This is a genomic window from Eikenella halliae (assembly GCF_001648475.1).
Classification (GTDB): Bacteria; Pseudomonadota; Gammaproteobacteria; order Burkholderiales; family Neisseriaceae; genus Eikenella; species Eikenella halliae.
Genome location: NZ_LXSQ01000012.1, coordinates 14,975 through 32,691 on the forward strand (window position 1 = coordinate 14,975; position 17,717 = coordinate 32,691).

Here is a 17,717-nt window from a genome sequence, read left to right on the forward strand (position 1 = left end):
ACGCACTTCTCCGCTTTCCCTGCAGCTTTATCAACGCAGGTTTTGCTGCTGCGGGCGCGGCGATGGCCGGATGGGTATATAATAGGCTATTGATTATCGAGTTTTCAGGTAGCCTCAAATGACCCAGCCACGCCCCTCCGCACAGCCCGCCAGCCGCCGCGAAGCCTTCCGCCAAAACAGCATTTACCTGCTGCCCAATGCGTTTACGCTGGCGGCCTTGTTTTGCGCGTTTTTCGCCATCACCCAATCCATGCACGGCCGCTACGATACGGCGGCGGTGGCGGTGTTTGTGTCGATGCTGCTCGACGGCATGGACGGCCGCGTGGCGCGTTGGACCAACAGCCAGAGCGCATTCGGCGAACAGCTCGACAGCCTGGCCGACATGGTAAGCTTCGGCGTGGCGCCGGCGCTGATTGCCTATAAGTGGCAGCTTTTCGAGTTCGGGCGCATCGGCTATTCAGTGGCCTTCATTTATTGCGCCTGCGCGGCTTTGCGCCTGGCCTTGTTCAACACCTTAATCGGCAAGGTGGACAAACGCTGGTTTATCGGCATCCCGAGCCCGACGGCAGCTGCCTTGGTAATCGGGCTGGTGTGGATGGATCACAGCTTGGGCAGCCTGCCGCTGGCGCGCTGGTGGTGCTTGATCATCACGCTGTTTGCCGGGCTTTCGATGGTGGCACAGGTGCGGTTTTGGAGCTTTAAGGAAATCAACGTGCGGCGCAAGGTGCCGTTTTTCGGGCTGCTCTTGGCGGTAATCGGTTTTTTGGTGATTACTTGGGAGCCGTCGCTGGTGCTGTTCCTGCTGTTTCTGGCCTACAGCCTGTCGGGCTATGTGATGTGGTTTTGGCAGCGCGGGCGCAGGCAAAAGGCGCCACAGAAGCCGGACGGTGGGCAAGAGGCTACCTGAAAACGGCCACAGCCTGAATTGTGGATGGCAAACGCCAAGCCGGTTTGGCCTGAACGGCTAAAGGCTACCTGAAAATTCAAAAATGAAATGCCGCTGCCGATTTGCTTTCCGGCAGCAGTTTTATAGTGGAGGCAAAGCAATGTGGAGCATGGAAGTGTTGCTGCCGCTGGCGGCGGTGGGCGCGGCGGCGGGGTTTTTAGCCGGGCTGCTGGGCATCGGCGGCGGGGCGGTTACCGTGCCGATTGTGCTGTGGTCGTTGGGCAGGCAGGGCATCGCGGGCGAACACGGCCAGCATTTGGCGGTGGGCACATCGATGGCGGTGATGGTGTTCACTACCTTTTCCAGCGCGTGGGCGCAGCAAAAAAAAGGCGCGGTGCGCTGGGAATTCGTGCGGCGCATGGCGCCCGGGCTGGTGGCGGGCAGTCTGCTGGGCTCGCTGGTGTCGAATCGGATTCCCACCCTCGGCCTGCAGGTGTTGTTTATTGTATTCTGCTATTCGGTGGCCGCAAAAAACCTGTTTCAGCTCAATCCGAAACCGGCAACCGCGCTGCCCGGCGGACGGGTGCAGGCGGGAGTGGGCGGGCTGTTCGGGCTGCTGTCCAGCTGGGTGGGCATCGGCGGCGGGTCGTTGTCGGTGCCGTTTATGATGTATTGCCGCGTGCCGGTGCACCAGGCGGTGGCCACTTCCAGCGTGCTGGCCTGGCCAATTGCGGTGGCGGGGGCGCTGGGCTATTTGTTTTCCGGCTGGAATGTGCCGGGGCTGCCTGCGGGCGCGGTGGGCTTTTGGTATGTGCCGTGCATCGTGGTGCTGGGGGTGTGCACGGTGCTGTTCGCGCCTTTGGGCGTGAAAGCGGCGCACCGCCTGCCGCCGGCGGGCTTGAAGCGGGCGTTTGGCGTGTTGATGGTGGTGATTGGCAGCCAGATGCTGTGGAAATTGCTGCACGGGATTTAAAACGACCCGCGCCAGTTTTCAGGTAGCCTCCAAGCCGCTTATGCAAAGCCAAGCCGATAAATGCAAAAATCCGTATCCGAACAAGCCATCGCGCGGAAAACTTGCTAAAATGCCGTCCGCCAGCCGCACGCCCGCCGGACGGGATAAACATCCGTAGCGGCCAATATATTGACAGCGAATCGGATTGGAGAACCAAATGGCCATTGAACGCACTCTTTCCATCATCAAGCCCGATGCCGTGGCGAAAAATATCATCGGCAAAATCTACAGCCGCTTTGAAGGCAACGGCCTGAAAATCATGGCCGCCAAAATGAAGCACCTCACCCGCGAAGAAGCCGAGGGTTTCTACGCCGTGCACAAAGAGCGCCCATTTTTTGCCGATTTAGTGAAGTTCATGACCAGCGGGCCGGTGATGATTCAGGTGTTGGAAGGCGAAAACGCAGTGGCTAAAAACCGCGAGCTGATGGGCGCCACCAATCCGAAAGAAGCCGCCCCCGGCACCATCCGCGCCGATTTCGCCTCTTCTATCGACGCCAACGCCGTGCACGGTTCAGACAGCTTGGCCAATGCCGCCATCGAAGTGGCCTATTTCTTCGGCGACCAGGAAATCTGCCCGCGCTAACCCGGCCCGGCCTCAGGCTACCTGAAAGTTTCAAATCCATTGGAACTCGGTTTTCAGGTAGCCTTTAAGCCCTTTAATCAACTATATTGAATTAAATTTAAATCAGGACAAGGCGACGAGCCGCAGACAGTACAGATAGTACGGCAAGGCGAGGCAACGCTGTACTGGTTTAAATTTAATTCACTATAATAACAACCAAAGAACACAAACCGCCGACCGCAGCACCCCATATGAAAACCAACCTGCTCAACTACGACCTTGCCGGCCTCACTGCCCATTTCGCCCAAATGGGGGAGAAACCCTTCCGCGCCCGCCAAGTGATGCGCTGGATGCACCAAGGCGCGGCCGGCGATTTCGATGAAATGACCGACCTGGCCAAATCGCTGCGCGCCAAGCTCAACGAGAGCGCGCAAGTGGGCGTGCCCGCGCTGATGGCTGCGCAGGAAAGCCGCGACGGCACGCGCAAATGGCTGTTGGACGTGGGCACCGGCAACGGCGTGGAAACCGTGTTCATCCCCGAAACCGACCGCGGCACGCTGTGCATTTCCTCGCAGGTGGGCTGCGCGCTGGAGTGCACCTTCTGCTCCACCGGCCGCCAAGGCTTCAACCGCAACCTCTCCACCGCCGAAATCATCGGCCAATTATGGTGGGCAAACAAAGCCCTGGGCGCCACGCCTAAAGACGAACGCGTGATTTCCAACGTGGTGATGATGGGCATGGGCGAGCCGCTGGCCAACTACGATAATGTGGTGACCGCACTCTCCATCATGTTGGACGACCACGGCTACGCCCTCAGCCGCCGCCGCGTTACCGTTTCCACCTCCGGCATGGTGCCGCAGATGGACAGGCTCAAAGAAGACATGCCGGTGGCGCTGGCCGTATCGTTGCACGCCCCGAACGACGCCATCCGCAACGAAATCGTGCCGCTGAACAAAAAATATCCGCTCAAAGAGCTGATGGCTGCCTGCCGGCGCTATCTGGTCAAAGCCCCGCGCGACTTCGTTACCTTCGAATATGTTATGCTCGACGGCGTAAACGACAAACCCGAACACGCCCGCGAGCTGTTGGAATTGGTTAAAGACGTTCCCTGCAAATTCAATCTGATTCCGTTTAACCCCTTCCCCAATTCCGGCTACAACCGCTCCAGCGATGAGAATATCCGCGTGTTCCGCGATATCTTGTATCAGGCCGGCTTGGTGGTTACCGTGCGTAAAACGCGCGGCGACGACATCGATGCAGCCTGCGGCCAGCTGGCCGGACAGGTACAAGACAAAACCCGCCGCCAACAAAAATGGCTGCAATTACAAGTTGTGAAAGGTTGATTATCATGAAAAAAGGTTTAATTGCCTCCCTGACGACGCTCGCTTTGCTCGCCGGCTGCGGCGGCATCACCATCCACACCGGCAACAAAGAAGTGCGCAACCGGCCGGAAGAAATTGCCGCCATCAAAATCCAGCTGGCTATCGAATACATGAATTCGCACGACTACCGCGCCGCCGTATCGGCGATTGAAGAGGCCTTGCAGGTTCAGCCGCGCAACGAAAACGCCTGGCTGGTGCGTGCTGAAATTTATCAATATCTGAAAGTGCCGGAGAAAGCGGAAGAAAGTTTCCAGCGCGCCCTGTCTATCAAGCCCGACAGCGCGGAAATCAACAACAACTACGGTTGGTTTTTGTGCAACTCCGGCGGCCGCGCAAACCAGGCCTTGACCTATTTCGACCGCGCCCTGGCCGACCCCACTTATCCCAGCCCGCAGGTGGCCTACATGAACAAAGGCATCTGTAGCGCCCGCCTGGGGCAATACAACTTGGCCATGGCCTATCTGGAACGCTCCCAAGCCGCCGACCCGAGTTTCGCCCCCGCGCAAAAAGAAATGGCACGCGTGCGCATGCTCGAAGGCAATTTGGGCGAGGCCGACCGCCAGTTCCGCCAATATCAAAGTAAGGTAGACCGGCTAGGCGCCGACGATCTGCTGCTGGGCTGGAAAATTGCCCGCGCCCGCGGCCAAACCCAGGCCGCCTACGAATACGAAGCGCAGTTGCGCACCAACTATCCGTATTCACCAGAACTTCAAGAAATTACCACAGGAAGACCCCAATGACCGAGATCTCAACCCCCCAACTGGCCGCCGCTGAAGAACTGGGCAAATTGTTGCGCCACAACCGCGAACAGCAACAGCTGTCGATCGGTGACGTGTCGGAACACCTCAAACTGCCCGCCCGCCAGGTGGAGGCGTTGGAAAACGCCGATTTCAGCAAACTGCCCGAGCCCGTGTTTGTGCGCGGTTTTCTGCGCAGCTACGGACGCTACCTGAATTTGGACGAAACCGTATTAAACAACTATCTGGAGCAGATAATTGCCCCCAGCCAATTCCAAAGCCCATCGGCCAAAGAAGACGGCAATGTGAAGATGACCTACCACACCACCCCGATTAAAAAACCCTTCCCGCGCTGGATTTTCGGTGTGGCCGCCGCTGCCGCGATTGTGGGCGTCGTGGTGTTGTGGCAGATGAAGTCCAACACCGAGCATCAAAAACAGAATGCCCAAACCAGCATTCCGGAAAATCAAATCCTGCCGCCCAACTTAGACAGCAGCAATGTACAGGTATTGCCCTTGCAAGAGGCTTCTGCTCCTGCTGCTTCCCTACCCACGGTTTCAGGTAGCCAGCCGCAGCCGGTGGAAAACCCTGCTTCCGCACCTGCCGCCGCAGGTATCCAATCGACTCAGGGCGAATTGGTACTCAAACTGCGTTTCCGCTCCTTCCTCACCGTAACCGATAAAGACGGCCAAATGCTGATTGCCAAAATCGTGCCGGCCGGCAGCGAACACCGCTTCTCCGGCAACGGCCCCTACCGCGTACGCATCGGCTTTGCCAAAAACAGCCTGGCCAGCTACAGCGGCCGCGACATCAACGTGGCCGAGCATATGGTAGACCACAAAACCGCCGCCTTCACCGCCGGCGGATCAGACGATGCCGCCAAACAATAATACCCGTTTATGAACACAACCCTTCCTTCCCGCCGGCACACGCATCAGGTAGAAATCGAACACATCACCGTCGGCTCCGAATCGCCGGTGGTGGTACAATCGATGACCAACACCGACACCGCCGACGCCAAAGCCACCGCCTTACAGGTGAAAGAGCTCAGCGAAGCCGGCTCGGAAATGGTGCGGATCACGGTAAACAACCCGCAGGCCGCCGCCAAAGTGGCCGAAATCCGCAGCCGGCTCGACGACATGGGCTGCCCCACCCCGCTCATCGGCGATTTCCACTTCAACGGCGAGCGCCTCCTGGCCGAGTTTCCCGAATGCGGCAAAGCCTTGGCCAAATACCGCATCAACCCCGGCAACGTGGGCAAAGGCGCGAAAGGCGATGAGAAATTCGCCTTTTTAATCCGCACCGCGGCCGAAAACGGCAAAGCCGTGCGCATCGGCGTGAACTGGGGTAGCCTCGACCAAAGCCTGGCCAAACGCCTGATGGATGCCAACCGCAACCGCCCCGAACCGCTGCCGCCCGAAGCCGTGATGAAGGAAGCATTGGTGCTCTCTGCACTGGAATCCGCGCAAAAAGCCGTGGATTTGGGGCTACCTGAAAACAAAATCATCCTGTCGTGCAAAGTCAGCGCCGTGCAGGATTTGATTCAGGTATACCGCGACTTGGGCAGCCGCTGCGCCTATCCGCTGCATCTGGGGCTCACCGAAGCCGGCATGGGCAGCAAAGGCATCGTGGCTTCCACTGCCGCACTCGCTGTACTGCTGCAAGAAGGCATCGGCGACACTATCCGCATCTCCCTTACCCCCGAGCCCGGCAGCTCGCGCACGCAGGAAGTGATTGTGGCGCAAGAAATCCTGCAAACCATGGGGCTGCGCTCCTTCACCCCGATGGTTACCGCCTGCCCAGGCTGCGGCCGCACCACCAGCACCGTATTCCAAGAGCTGGCGCGCGATATCCAGCTACACCTGCGGATGCAGATGCCGGTGTGGAAACACAAATATCCCGGCGTGGAAAGCCTGAATGTGGCCGTGATGGGCTGCGTGGTCAACGGCCCGGGCGAGAGCAAGCTGGCCGATATCGGCATCAGCCTGCCCGGCACTGGCGAAACCCCGGTTGCCCCCGTGTATGTGGACGGCGAGCGAACGGTAACGCTCAAGGGCGACAACATGGCTGCCGAGTTTTTGCAGATTGTGGAAAACTACGTGGCCGAAAACTACGGCGAAGGCGGCAAAAAACGCCTCGGCCAAACCGCTAAAATCATCCCCATCCGCCAAGCTTAGCCAGATTGGCGCGCAAAAAACAAAACCTTTGCCAAACCGGCAAAGGTTTTTTATTGGGGCTAATATAGTGAATTAACAAAAATCAGGACAAGGCGGCGAGCCGCAGACAGTACGGCCAGGCGAGGCAACACTGTACTGGTTTAAATTTAATTCACTATAAAACCTGTAAACAAAGTGATTATTCTCTATAGCTGGCGTAAGCCAAATCGGCTTTCACTATAAGGCGGCAAACCGCAGGCAGAACAGGAGCATAACAAGACAAGCCGACGCTTCAGCGAAAGTTCAGTTGGCTTGCCATAAGCCATCCAAAGCTATTTCAAATATCCCTCAAACCGCGTTTGAAGCGCTTGGGGCTTATTTTTTCAGGTAGCCTCTTAGCCCACTTATCTCTTAGCCCACTTATTGATTATTGGCATTGAGCGTGTTCATGCAGAAGCGGTACTCCTCTTCGCCGATGCGGTCGGCGATGCGGTTTTTAGTCTCGGCACTGACCGAGGTTTTTGAATCGGCAGGCACGTTGGTACGCTGGGCTTTGCTGATGGCGATACTGATGGCACTGAGCGTCAGCCTGCGGGATTCTTCGTTTTGGGCGGCAGTTGTATATTTCTGGCGCAGGCGGGCTTCGGTGTCAGCCGGTTTTTCGCCTTCCAAGCGCGCCAAAATGGCATCATGGGAAACGGCTGCCGAGGTTTTGCAGTAGCTTTCCGCATCGGTTACCGTTTGCCGCTGCACTTCGCCTGCAGCTGAGGCAGGCGGTTTGGCGCAGGCAGCCGCGGTGAGCAGGGTGGCGAGGCAGAGGGCGGTTTTCCATGTTTGCATAATATTTCCTTTCATTTATAGCGTTGGCAGGATGATCCTGCTCAAGCCGCCTCTTGGGGTTTCAGGTAGCCTGATGGGGATTCTGGTTCAGGTTTAATCGACAAACTGCCGCAGCATACTCACAGCCAAATGGCTGAACTGGCGGTATTTATCGGTTTTTTCGATTTTGTCTTTATCAAGCCCGATTTCGATGATGACGCCGGTTTTGTTGCCGTAGAGCACGGTGTTTTCAATTTCGTAGGCGCTGTGGGTTTTACCTTTGCTGTCGGGCGTGGGCACGATGAAGGCCTGCAGCATTTCGCCGCCGGCCAGGTTTTGCAGAATCAGGCTTTTCTTCACGTTCTCGGCCAAATCGCCGCTCACATATTGGAAGGGGTTGGTAGCCACATCGGTTACGCCGCGATAAGTGTAGATGTAAACCTTATGTTCGAGTTTGGGGTTGTTGAGCAGATAGAGTTTGAGCAAAAGCTGACGGAGGTCGGCGGCCATGATGTTTCCCTTTGTATGCCCGCTATAGCTGCGGTTGGGGCATTATAGCCAATCTGCGGATACTAAAGCGATAGCCCCGGTATATTTTTGGCGAATTAAAATAAGAATGCTGCTGTAATGATTCGACGGGGGAAGTTGGAAACCGTTGTGGTGCTTAGCACTTCCTCTTTGCAGATGGATTTCACTTCCCCAAAAATAACTTATCAGGCGATTATCCGTCATTATCATTTAAAGAAGGCGGATTTCTCGTATCTGCTGATACCCCCGACAATATCGGATGCCAGGCAAGAACCTAAGATGTAAACAGCGCGACGATTTCCTACACTTTATAGTGAATTAACAAAAACCAGTACAGCGTTGGCTCGCCTTGCCGTAACGTGTGTACTGTCTGCGGCTCGCCGCCTTGTCCTGATTTTTGTTAATCCACTATATTTTTAGCCTGCTACCCCGTAGCGGTCGCGGTAGGCCTGTACCGGCTCGAGGTATTGCCGGAACTGCGCATCGTCTTGCAAGAGCGCGAGCAAATCGGCCAGGCTGGCAATCGGCACCACCGGCAGCCCGAATTGCTGGCGCACCTCTTGCACCGCCGATTGGTTGCCCGTGCCTTTTTCCATACGGTCGAGCGCAATCGCCACCCCGGCCGGCGTAGCGCCCGCCTGCTCAATCAGGCGCACCGACTCGCGCACCGAAGTGCCGGCGGAAATCACATCATCGATAATCAACACCCGACCGGCTAGCGGCGCGCCCACCAGCGTACCGCCTTCGCCGTGGTCTTTGGCTTCCTTGCGGTTGTAGGCAAAAGGCACATTGCGCCCTGCTTCGGCCAACATCATCGCCGTGGCCGAAGCCAGCACGATGCCTTTATAAGCCGGGCCGAACAGCATATCGAATTCCACTCCGCTCTCGAGAATCGAACGCGCATAAAACCGCGCCAACGCAAGGGTGGCGGCGCCGTCGTTAAACAGCCCGGCATTGAAAAAATAGGGCGAAAGCCGCCCGGCTTTGGTAACAAACTCGCCAAAGCGCAGCACATCCTGCTCCAGCGCAAAGCGCAGAAAATCCTGCCGAAAATCGCTCATGATACCTTCCCTGAAATCAAGAATTGGAAACGGCGGCATTATAGCCGATTCTGCGGCACTCTTCGGCGGATATATAGTGGATTAAATTTAAATCAGGACAAGGCGGCGAGCCGCAGACAGTACACACGTTACGGCAAGGCGAGCCAACGCTGTACTGGTTTTTGTTAATTCACTATAAAAAGGCTACCTGAAAACCGGCAGGCGGGTTTCAGGTAGCCTTTGCTGATATGCTCTGAGGCTTTTCAGGTAGCCTTAGTCCAATTTCTTAAAGTGGCGGCGGCGTTCCAATTCGCTCAGGTAGCGTTTGCGCAGACGGATGGATTGTGGCGTGATTTCCACCAGTTCGTCGTCGTCGATAAATTCCACTGCGCTTTCCAGCGTGAGCTTAATCGGCGTGGTCAGGCGCACGGCTTCGTCCGTTCCGCTGGCGCGCACGTTGGTGAGTTTTTTGCCTTTGAGCGGGTTCACCACCAAATCGTTGTCGCGGCTGTGGATGCCGATAATCATGCCTTCGTAGATTTTATCGTTCGGCGACACGAACATGCGGCCGCGGTCTTCCAAGTTCCACAGCGCATACGCCACGGCTTCGCCTTGCTCTTGGGAAACCAGCACACCGTTGTGGCGGCCGGGCATATCGGGTTTGACCGGTCCGTAGTCGTCGAACACGTGGCTCATCAGGCCGACGCCGCGCGTGAGGGTCATGAATTCGCCTTGGAAGCCGATGAGGCCGCGGGCGGGAATGTGGTATTCGAGGCGGGTGCGGCCGTTGCCGTCGCTTTCCATATTGGTGAGCTCGCCGCGACGGCGGCCGAGTTCTTCCATCACCGCGCCTTGGTTTTCATCGGGCACGTCCACGGTGAGGTTTTCATACGGCTCGCATTTTTGGCCGTTGATTTCGCGGTACACGACGCGCGGTTTGCCCACGGCCAGTTCGTAGCCTTCGCGGCGCATGTTTTCCAGCAAAATCGTCAGGTGCAGCTCGCCGCGGCCGGACACGCGGAATACGTCGGCATCGGCGGTGTCTTCCACGCGCAGGGCGACGTTGGTGAGCAGTTCGCGTTGCAGGCGGTCGCGGATTTGGCGGCTGGTGACGAATTTGCCTTCGGTGCCGGCCAGCGGCGATGTGTTCACCATGAAGTCCATGGTGAGGGTGGGTTCGTCCACGCTGAGCATGGGCAGGCCGACGGGGTTGTCTTTGTCGCAAATGGTTACGCCGATGCCGATGTCTTCGATACCGGAAATAATCACGATGTCGCCGGCTTCAGCTTCTTCAAGCGGCACGCGTTCCAAGCCTTTGAAGCCTAAGAGCTGGTTGATGCGGCCTTGGGCGATTTGTTTGTCGTGGTTCATCACGGCCACGGTTTGGCCGGGACGGATTTTGCCGTTGAGAATGCGGCCGATGCCGAGGCGGCCGGTGTAGTTGTCGTAATCAAGCTGGGAGATTTGCAGTTGCAGCGGCGCATCGGGGCTACCTGAAGGCGCGGGGGTGTATTTGAGAATGGTGTCGAACAGCGGGCGCATATCGCTGCTCTCGTCTTCTTCGTTCAGCTTGGCGAAGCCGGAGAGGCCGGAGGCATAGACGATGGGGAAATCGAGCTGCTCTTCGCTGGCGCCGAGGTTGTCGAACAAATCAAAGGTCTGGTCGATGACCCAGCTGGCGCGGGCGGTGGGCTTGTCGATTTTGTTGATGACTACGATGGGTTTCAAGCCCAGCGCGAGGGCTTTTTTGGTGACGAAGCGGGTTTGCGGCATCGGGCCTTCTTGTGCGTCCACCAGCAGCAGCACGCAGTCCACCATGCCGAGTACGCGTTCTACTTCGCCGCCGAAGTCGGCGTGTCCGGGGGTATCGACGATGTTGATGTGGTAGCCTTCGTATTCGATGGCGGTATTTTTGGCGAGGATGGTGATGCCGCGTTCTTTTTCAAGGTCGTTGCTGTCCATCACGCGTTCGTCCACGTGCTGGTTGGCGCGGAAGGTGCCGGATTGGCGCAGGAGTTGGTCTACGAGTGTGGTTTTGCCGTGATCGACGTGGGCGATGATGGCGATGTTGCGGATGTTTTTCATGGGGTTTGTCTGCTGTTTTGTAATCGGATTGGGAATGGGAAAAACTGTGTATTATAACACGGTTGGGTATGCAGTTTTAGCTTCGTTAAAACCGCATTTTCAAGTAACCTTTGAGTCATTTAAGGCTACCTGAAATTTGAAAAAAGTAGCCTGCACCCCAAAAACTTTCCCACACAAGGGAAGAGAGACAAACCAGCGCCACTCCGCCATTTGCCGCAGCAACCCAAACGCGGCAAGCGTAGCCCGATTAGGTAGAGGGTATACGATACACACGCGATTTTCAGTTTTCAGGTAGCCTTTTGCAGGCTGCCATCGGTCTGATTTTTTGATTCAGCCGACCGATATGCATACCTGCGATGCTGCCTTTGCCCCATCCACATCCCGTTTTCAGACGACCTTCAGGCTACCTGAAAGCGCAGCTTCAACGAAGTTAAAACGCAGTTTCTGCAAAGCTAAAACACCACACACACAAGGAATCCCCCATGCCCAACCGCACCGCCGCCATCCTCGCCACTGCGCTCGCCCCGCTGATTTGGGGCAGCACCTATCTGGTCACCACCGAATTCCTGCCGCCGAACCGCCCGTTCACCGCCGCGCTTATCCGCGTGTTGCCGGCCGGGCTGTTGCTACTGGCATGGACGCGCAGGCTGCCGCAACGTGGCGAATGGGGCATTGTCGCCCTGCTCGGTTTTCTGAACATCGGCTTTTTCCAGGCCATGCTGTTTGTGGCGGCATACCGCTTGCCGGGCGGTTTGGCGGCGGTGCTGAGTTCCACGCAAACGCTAATGGTGCTGGTGTTCACTTGGCTGATTGGCAAAACCATGCCGCCGAAAGCGGCTTGGGGCTGGGCGGCGGCGGGCGTGGCGGGGATTGCGTTGTTGGTGCTGTCGCCGCAGGCGCGCTACGACACGCTCGGTATTTTGGCGGCACTGGCGGGCGCGGCGGCGATGGCCTTGGGCGTGTATTTGTCGAAACACCGCCGCACTTCGCTGCCCGTGTTGGCGTTCACCGGCTGGCAGCTGTTTATCGGCGGACTGTGCCTGCTGCCCGTCGCCCTGCTGGCCGAACCGCCGTTGGAAGCGTTAAGCGCGGCCAATCTCGGCGGCTACCTGTATCTGTGCCTGTTCGGCGCGGTGCTGGCCTATGTGCTGTGGTTCGACGGCATCGCCAAACTGCCGCCCGCCGCCGTGTCGTCGCTGGGATTACTCAGCCCCGTCTGCGCCTTTGTACTGGGCTGGCTGTTCCTCGGCCAGGGCATGGATGCGAAATCGCTGGCGGGCTTCGCGCTGGTGCTGGCTTCGATTTTCGGGGTACAGCGGGCGGTGGGGAAGGCTGGCTGAAATTGGAAAAAACAGCCTGCACCAAATCGCAGCAAACCCCAAAAGCCCTCCCTCCAGCCCTCACACACAGGGGAGGAAGCGGGTTGCCCCCAAACCCCGCCGTTTGCATAAAACCGCAGTCTTCATTTATTTTTGATGCAAGGAATTCCAAAACGAAAGGACTAAAAAATGGCTATTTCGATTAAATTAAAAAGACGCTGGGATGTTTATACAACCTTGGAAGAAATATTGTCGGCCACCCAGAATCTAAGCGTCTCACCGTTCGGTTTGACAGAAGGGGGCTTGCAAGACTTTCGTGGGATTAAGCTCATAGGTGAAAGAGCGCAAGTTCCTTTGCGAAATGGATATATGTGGGAAAATATATCCAAACCTCTCCATACCTCCCTATCCTATGCCGATTTTTCAGGCTCGGTGTGGCAGTATTTTGCCATTGAAGAGACAGACGATTTTATTCCTGTGATCGACCACGTTATTTTCGACGAAAGCATGTTTCAATTGAGCGCCTATGCTATTTGCGGAAATGGCGCTACCTTCTTATCGTGCAGTTTTGCTGGTTGCAAATACAAATGGGGAGATTTTATAGGGGCTACATTAAAAGACTGTCGTTTTACCCAAATCAAAAAGAATATCCGCTTAAAGTTCAATAGTTGCAAACTGTTAGAGAACTGCCTATTTAGCGGAGAAATTCACAAGGCGCTTTTTGGGCATTCCAATCTGAAAAACTGTACCTTTGAAGGGCTGTTATACGACTGCTCGTTTGAAGGGGTTGAAAAGATAGGGAACCTGCGTAAGGGTGAGATTATTCCGCCTGAAAAGGTAGATAACAGAATGGATGGACTGGATTTTTCTAAGGCGGATATCATAATGTGCAGCCTTTGGTCATTTTGTTATTTAGATAAAGTGAAACCCTCAAAAAACAATTGTGTATTCAAGGTAACCGATGAATTTCATAACTATTTGCTCACTGCTATTGAAAGCAGCGATAGTCCTTTAAAAGAGAAATTGATAGAATACGCAAAATTATTCTACGCTCCACATACTACAACCCCTTACAAAGTAGCACATCCTAATAATTTTTCATTCAAACATCCAGAAGAAGCAGAACTGAGTCAGCAACTCTACGATTTCGTGTGCAAGGCAGCGGAAGCTACGGGGTGTCGGATCTGTTAGCCGCCGCAATGTGGATTTTTGAATCCGACACCCGCCCGGGCATAGCCCGTTGGGGTAAAGTATATGCGGAACGTATGCACGCGGTTCTAACTCAGTTGAAGCCCATGCTTTCAGGTAGCCCGCCCATCCTCCTTTCAGGCTACCTGAAAGTGCAGGCTGCTTTTGAAGCCGTCTGAAAGCCCGAAAAGCAGCCTGCACTTTGTGTTGTGAATGTGCAGGCTGCTTTTTTATGCCCGAACCGCAACCCCATCAACAATCGGGTCGCCCCCCGCCCGCTTTACGCGTATCCTAACGCCATGAAACTTCAAAACAACCCCATGTCTCCGAATCAAACCCGCCAATTCCTCCGCATTGCCCGCGCCATCGAATACCTTTACGACCATGCCGCCGAACAGCCCGATTTGGCGCAAGTGGCGGCGGCAGTGCACGTCAGTCCCGAACATTTGCAGCGCGAATTTTCCGCATGGGCGGGCATCAGCCCGAAAAAAATGCTGCAACACATCAGCATCAGCCGCGCCAAAGCCGCCCTGAAAAACAGCGAAAGCGTGGCGGAAGCGGCGCACAGCGGCGGATTGAGCGGCACGGGGCGGCTGCACGACTTATTTGTCGGCATCGAAAAAATGACCCCGGGCGAATACAAAAACGGTGGCGCAGGCCTGCAAATCCATTACACCCTGATTCCCGGCCCCTTTGGCGACCTGTTGGCAGCAGCAACAGACAAAGGCATCTGCTTCATGCGTTTTTCAGACGACCCTTCCGCCGCCCTGGACGAATTGCGCGCCGAATATCCGAACGCCCGCCTAATCGGGCAGGAAACCGCATTCCACCGCCAAGCCGCCGACATCTTCCGCACCCAGTGCGGCCGCATTACCCTGCACATCAAAGGCACGCCCTTCCAGCTCAAAGTCTGGCAGGCGCTGCTCGATATTCCCGCAGGCAGCCTGCAAAGCTACGGCACAGTGGCGCAGGCCGTCGGTTCGCCCAACGCCGCGCGCGCCGTAGGGACGGCCGTCGGACAGAATCCCGTTGCATTACTCATTCCCTGCCACCGCGTCATCCGCGAAAGCGGCATCATTGGCGGTTACCGCTGGCAACGCGGGCGCAAAATGGCGATATTGGCGCACGAATTGGGAGACGCTGATGACGCTTGACCTCTTCCCAGAAACCGCCAACCCGCACGCCAACCTCCTGCCCTACGACGGCATCGTCAGCGATTTCGGACGGATTTTCACCGCCGCCGAAGCCGACCGTTATTTTGAAATTTTGCAGCGTGATATTCCCTGGCGGCACGACGAAGCCGTGATATTCGGCAAGCACATCATCACTGCCCGCGAAGTTGCGTGGTACGGAGACACGTCCTACAACTACGGCTATTCCGGCGCAAACCGTATTGCCCTGCCGTGGAGCGGTGTCTTGCACGAACTCAAAAACCGCGTGGAAGCCGCCATCGCCGACATCTGCCCCACCCGCTTCAACTCCTGCTTGCTCAACCGCTACAACAACGGCAACGAAGGCATGGCGTGGCACAGCGACGAAGGGCAGGGGCTGGTCAAAGACAGCGCCATCGCCTCCTTAAGCCTCGGCGCAGCGCGCAAATTCGCCTTCAAACACAAAGAAAGCAAGGAAAAACGCGAAATGTGGCTGGAACACGGCCAGCTCATCGTCATGCACGGCGAAACGCAGAAACACTGGCTGCACACCATCCTGAAAAGCACCCGCATCCAAGAGCCGCGGATTAATCTGACGTTTCGGGTGATGGCGGGGCAGTAAAGATGGCTACCTGAAAACGGAGTTTCTGCGGAGCTAAAACGCGAAAAGCAGCCTGCACTGTGCTTAAAACACGTGCAGGCTGCTTTGTATTTATTGGTGCGGGGCTCGAGTTTCGCCGCCATCCGCTTCGCTGATTTGAACTTCACCGAAGCTTATGCTTTCAGGTAGCCTTCCGGCCGGTATGGCATTGAAGGCTACCTGAAAGTTTATCCGCTTATTCGCACTTCTGCTCGCCCACGGTTTCGGCCAGGGCTTTGAGGCGGCGTTCGGATTTTTCCACGTAGGGGTTGTTGCTGTCCCAGGCGTAGCCGGCGAGGATGGAGCTGATCATGCGGCTGATTTCGGGGTTGCGGTTGGAGGCGTAGATGGCGTCTTGGAAGCTGCCGTCATACCAGCCGTTCACATAGGTGCGGAAGGCGTTGACGCCCGTCATCAGCGGTTCGGCAAATTCGCGCTGCCAATCGGCTTCTTGGCCTTTGAGCTGGCGGGCGAGCAGGTCGGCGGCGAGTTTGGCCGAGTGCATGGCGATGGTGACGCCGGAGGAGAAGACGGGGTCGAGGAATTCGGCGGCGTTGCCCAAGAGGGCGAAGTGGCGGCCGTGCAGGGTTTTGACATTGGCGGAATAGCCTTTGATGTGGCGGAAGGGGAAGTCGTTTTCCCATTGGGCCTTGCCCAAAATGCGCGCGAGCATGGGGATTTCGGCGGCGTAGCGGCGCAGGATGGCTTCGGAATCGCCCAGGCCGGCGAAGCGTTCGGGCAGGCCGACCACGCCGATGGAGCAGCGGTTGTCGCCGAAGGGGATGAGCCAGAGCCATACGTCGCGGTGCACCGGGTGGGTGGAGATGAGGATTTTGCTGCGGTCGAAATCGGGGTCGGCGATGTTGTCGTCGATGTGGGTGAAGTGGGCTTCGCGCATGGGCAGGTCGGACGGAGTGTCGAGGTCGAGCAGGCGGGGGAGGACGCGTCCGTAGCCGCTGGCGTCGAGCACGAAGCGGGCGGTAAGTTCGTAGGCTTCGCCGTTGTCGGTTTCCACGCTGAGGCGGGCGGTGTCGCCGCTGTTGTCGAAGGCGGTAACGGCGTGGCCGAAGCGCACGTCGGCGCCCTGCTTGGCGGCTTCGTCGATCAGGATCTTGTCGAAAATCTCGCGGCGTACCTGGAAGGTGGTGCCGGGGCCGGCGGTGAATTTGTCGGTGAAGTCGAAGTAGGTGTAGCGGCTGCCCCAGGTAAAGGCGGCGCCGTTTTTAAACTGGAAGCGCTTTTCGGCTTCGACGGCGGGCAGGAAGCCGGCTTCTTCGATGAATTCCATGCAGTGCGGCAACAGGCTTTCGCCGATCACGAAGCGGGGGAAATGCTGTTTTTCGAGCACGCACACGGAAAAGCCGTGTTTGAGCAGCAGGGCTGCGGCGACTGCGCCGGAGGGGCCGGCGCCGATGATGGCGATATCGCAGGATTGGGACATGTTTGGTCTCCTTAGGGATGGGGGTGTGGGTTTCAGGTAGCCTTTCAGACGGCCTGGAAGGCTACCTGAAAATCGTGGGATAAGGTTTGCGCGGCATCAATATATAAAACCGTATGAGTTTAAGTTTCAGACGGCCTTTTTATATTGGGCGGGCAGCAGAAGAGGAAAGAGAAGTTCTGTCACGGCGGGGTTTCCTTTGAGGTTGGATTGGGGTGCAGGCTGCCTAATCGACGCGTCGCAGCTGGCTTTTGTGGATATAGCCGTCAATATGTTCGTTGTTGCCGTATTCGTCTTTTTCGGTATAGGCACCCTGATTGGTGTAATACAGCCAGTCGCCCCTGTTCAATTTCGGAATAATCTGTGCGCGCGTGCCGTTGGGCAGGGTGGTGAGGATTTCGGACTGCCCTGTAATCGGCTGGCCTTCATCTATTACGTTGTGGCGGACGTTGGCTGAGCCGTCGGGGCTGGCGACGATGTAGTTCTGCACGATGTAGCCCTGGCTTTGGTGGACGTAGCCCGTGCGGCCGCCGTTTAGTTGGATACGCAACCATTTGCCCTGCCTGCCGAGGATTTTGCGTTGCGGGCTGTTGGAATCCAGTACGGTGAGGATTTTGCTGTGCGTGCCGGGCGCGGCGCGGACGTTGGCGCTGCCGTCGCATTCGGCATCCGGCAGGAAGTAGTCGGCGGCTTGGGCGGGCAGCATGGCGGCGGCAAGCAGGAGGGGGAGGAGGAGTTTTTTCATGGTGGGGTTTCCTTTGGAGTTGGGGTACA

General features: G+C 56.9%; 18 protein-coding genes. 12 read left to right on the forward strand and 6 right to left on the reverse strand.

What is annotated here, in order from left to right:
• Positions 1–118: 118 nt before the first annotated feature.
• The 7 genes from pssA to ispG all read left to right on the forward strand — a co-directional run bounded on the left by pssA (position 119) and on the right by ispG (position 6,756).
• Positions 119–907: a CDP-diacylglycerol--serine O-phosphatidyltransferase gene (gene pssA / locus A7Q00_RS04225; RefSeq protein ID WP_064089380.1), complete on the forward strand. Its 789-nt coding sequence runs from the start codon at positions 119–121 to the stop codon at positions 905–907.
• Positions 908–1,046: 139 nt separating this feature from the next.
• A complete protein-coding gene (locus A7Q00_RS04230; RefSeq protein WP_064089381.1) occupies positions 1,047–1,859 on the forward strand; it encodes a sulfite exporter TauE/SafE family protein in 813 nt (270 codons plus the stop codon).
• Between the two features lie 196 nt (positions 1,860–2,055).
• On the forward strand, positions 2,056–2,481 hold the full coding sequence (ndk, locus tag A7Q00_RS04235) for a nucleoside-diphosphate kinase (protein WP_064089382.1): 426 nt from the start codon (positions 2,056–2,058) through the stop codon (positions 2,479–2,481).
• A 230-nt stretch (positions 2,482–2,711) separates the two neighbouring features.
• Positions 2,712–3,803, forward strand: a complete 1,092-nt coding sequence (rlmN, locus tag A7Q00_RS04240; protein WP_064089383.1) for a dual-specificity RNA methyltransferase RlmN — start codon at positions 2,712–2,714, stop codon at positions 3,801–3,803.
• Positions 3,804–3,808: 5 nt separating this feature from the next.
• Complete coding sequence (pilW, locus tag A7Q00_RS04245; RefSeq protein WP_064089384.1) at positions 3,809–4,582, forward strand: type IV pilus biogenesis/stability protein PilW; 774 nt, start codon at positions 3,809–3,811, stop codon at positions 4,580–4,582.
• Entirely contained in the window at positions 4,579–5,469 is an 891-nt protein-coding gene (locus A7Q00_RS04250) for a helix-turn-helix domain-containing protein (RefSeq protein ID WP_064089385.1), read from the forward strand. The genes pilW and A7Q00_RS04250 overlap by 4 nt, the downstream gene beginning before the upstream one ends.
• Before the next feature lie 9 nt (positions 5,470–5,478).
• Positions 5,479–6,756: a flavodoxin-dependent (E)-4-hydroxy-3-methylbut-2-enyl-diphosphate synthase gene (ispG, locus tag A7Q00_RS04255; RefSeq protein WP_064089386.1), complete on the forward strand. Its 1,278-nt coding sequence runs from the start codon at positions 5,479–5,481 to the stop codon at positions 6,754–6,756.
• Positions 6,757–7,155: 399 nt separating this feature from the next.
• On the opposite strand, the gene A7Q00_RS04260 is transcribed toward ispG, so the two are convergent.
• The 4 genes from A7Q00_RS04260 to typA all read right to left on the reverse strand — a co-directional run bounded on the left by A7Q00_RS04260 (position 7,156) and on the right by typA (position 11,207).
• Positions 7,156–7,575: a hypothetical protein gene (locus A7Q00_RS04260; protein WP_064089387.1), complete on the reverse strand. Its 420-nt coding sequence runs from the start codon at positions 7,573–7,575 to the stop codon at positions 7,156–7,158.
• 93 nt (positions 7,576–7,668) lie between these two features.
• Positions 7,669–8,064: a hypothetical protein gene (locus A7Q00_RS04265; protein WP_064089388.1), complete on the reverse strand. Its 396-nt coding sequence runs from the start codon at positions 8,062–8,064 to the stop codon at positions 7,669–7,671.
• Between the two features lie 434 nt (positions 8,065–8,498).
• Positions 8,499–9,143, reverse strand: a complete 645-nt coding sequence (pyrE, locus tag A7Q00_RS04275; RefSeq protein WP_064089390.1) for an orotate phosphoribosyltransferase — start codon at positions 9,141–9,143, stop codon at positions 8,499–8,501.
• 252 nt (positions 9,144–9,395) lie between these two features.
• Positions 9,396–11,207, reverse strand: coding sequence for a translational GTPase TypA (gene typA / locus A7Q00_RS04280; RefSeq protein WP_064089391.1), 1,812 nt, complete (start codon positions 11,205–11,207; stop codon positions 9,396–9,398).
• A 482-nt stretch (positions 11,208–11,689) separates the two neighbouring features.
• Here typA and A7Q00_RS04285 point away from each other — a divergent pair, with 482 nt between their 5' ends.
• From A7Q00_RS04285 to A7Q00_RS04300, 5 genes are all read left to right on the forward strand, one after another.
• Positions 11,690–12,547, forward strand: a complete 858-nt coding sequence (locus tag A7Q00_RS04285; RefSeq protein WP_064089392.1) for an EamA family transporter — start codon at positions 11,690–11,692, stop codon at positions 12,545–12,547.
• A gap of 168 nt (positions 12,548–12,715) precedes the next feature.
• Complete coding sequence (locus tag A7Q00_RS04290) at positions 12,716–13,717, forward strand: pentapeptide repeat-containing protein (protein WP_064089393.1); 1,002 nt, start codon at positions 12,716–12,718, stop codon at positions 13,715–13,717.
• 8 nt (positions 13,718–13,725) lie between these two features.
• Positions 13,726–13,893 carry a hypothetical protein gene (locus A7Q00_RS13385; protein WP_156503731.1) on the forward strand — a complete coding sequence of 56 codons (168 nt, stop codon included), beginning with the start codon at positions 13,726–13,728 and terminating at the stop codon, positions 13,891–13,893.
• Positions 13,894–14,034: 141 nt separating this feature from the next.
• Positions 14,035–14,868 carry a bifunctional transcriptional activator/DNA repair enzyme AdaA gene (locus A7Q00_RS04295; protein ID WP_064089394.1) on the forward strand — a complete coding sequence of 278 codons (834 nt, stop codon included), beginning with the start codon at positions 14,035–14,037 and terminating at the stop codon, positions 14,866–14,868.
• Positions 14,858–15,487 carry an alpha-ketoglutarate-dependent dioxygenase AlkB family protein gene (locus A7Q00_RS04300; protein ID WP_064089395.1) on the forward strand — a complete coding sequence of 210 codons (630 nt, stop codon included), beginning with the start codon at positions 14,858–14,860 and terminating at the stop codon, positions 15,485–15,487. The genes A7Q00_RS04295 and A7Q00_RS04300 overlap by 11 nt, the downstream gene beginning before the upstream one ends.
• Positions 15,488–15,701: 214 nt before the next feature.
• On the opposite strand, the gene A7Q00_RS04305 is transcribed toward A7Q00_RS04300, so the two are convergent.
• Together A7Q00_RS04305 and A7Q00_RS04310 are read right to left on the reverse strand one after the other, a co-directional pair.
• On the reverse strand, positions 15,702–16,946 hold the full coding sequence (locus A7Q00_RS04305; protein WP_064089396.1) for an NAD(P)/FAD-dependent oxidoreductase: 1,245 nt from the start codon (positions 16,944–16,946) through the stop codon (positions 15,702–15,704).
• A 223-nt stretch (positions 16,947–17,169) separates the two neighbouring features.
• Positions 17,170–17,688, reverse strand: a complete 519-nt coding sequence (locus A7Q00_RS04310) for an SH3 domain-containing protein (protein WP_064089397.1) — start codon at positions 17,686–17,688, stop codon at positions 17,170–17,172.
• Positions 17,689–17,717 lie beyond the last annotated feature (29 nt).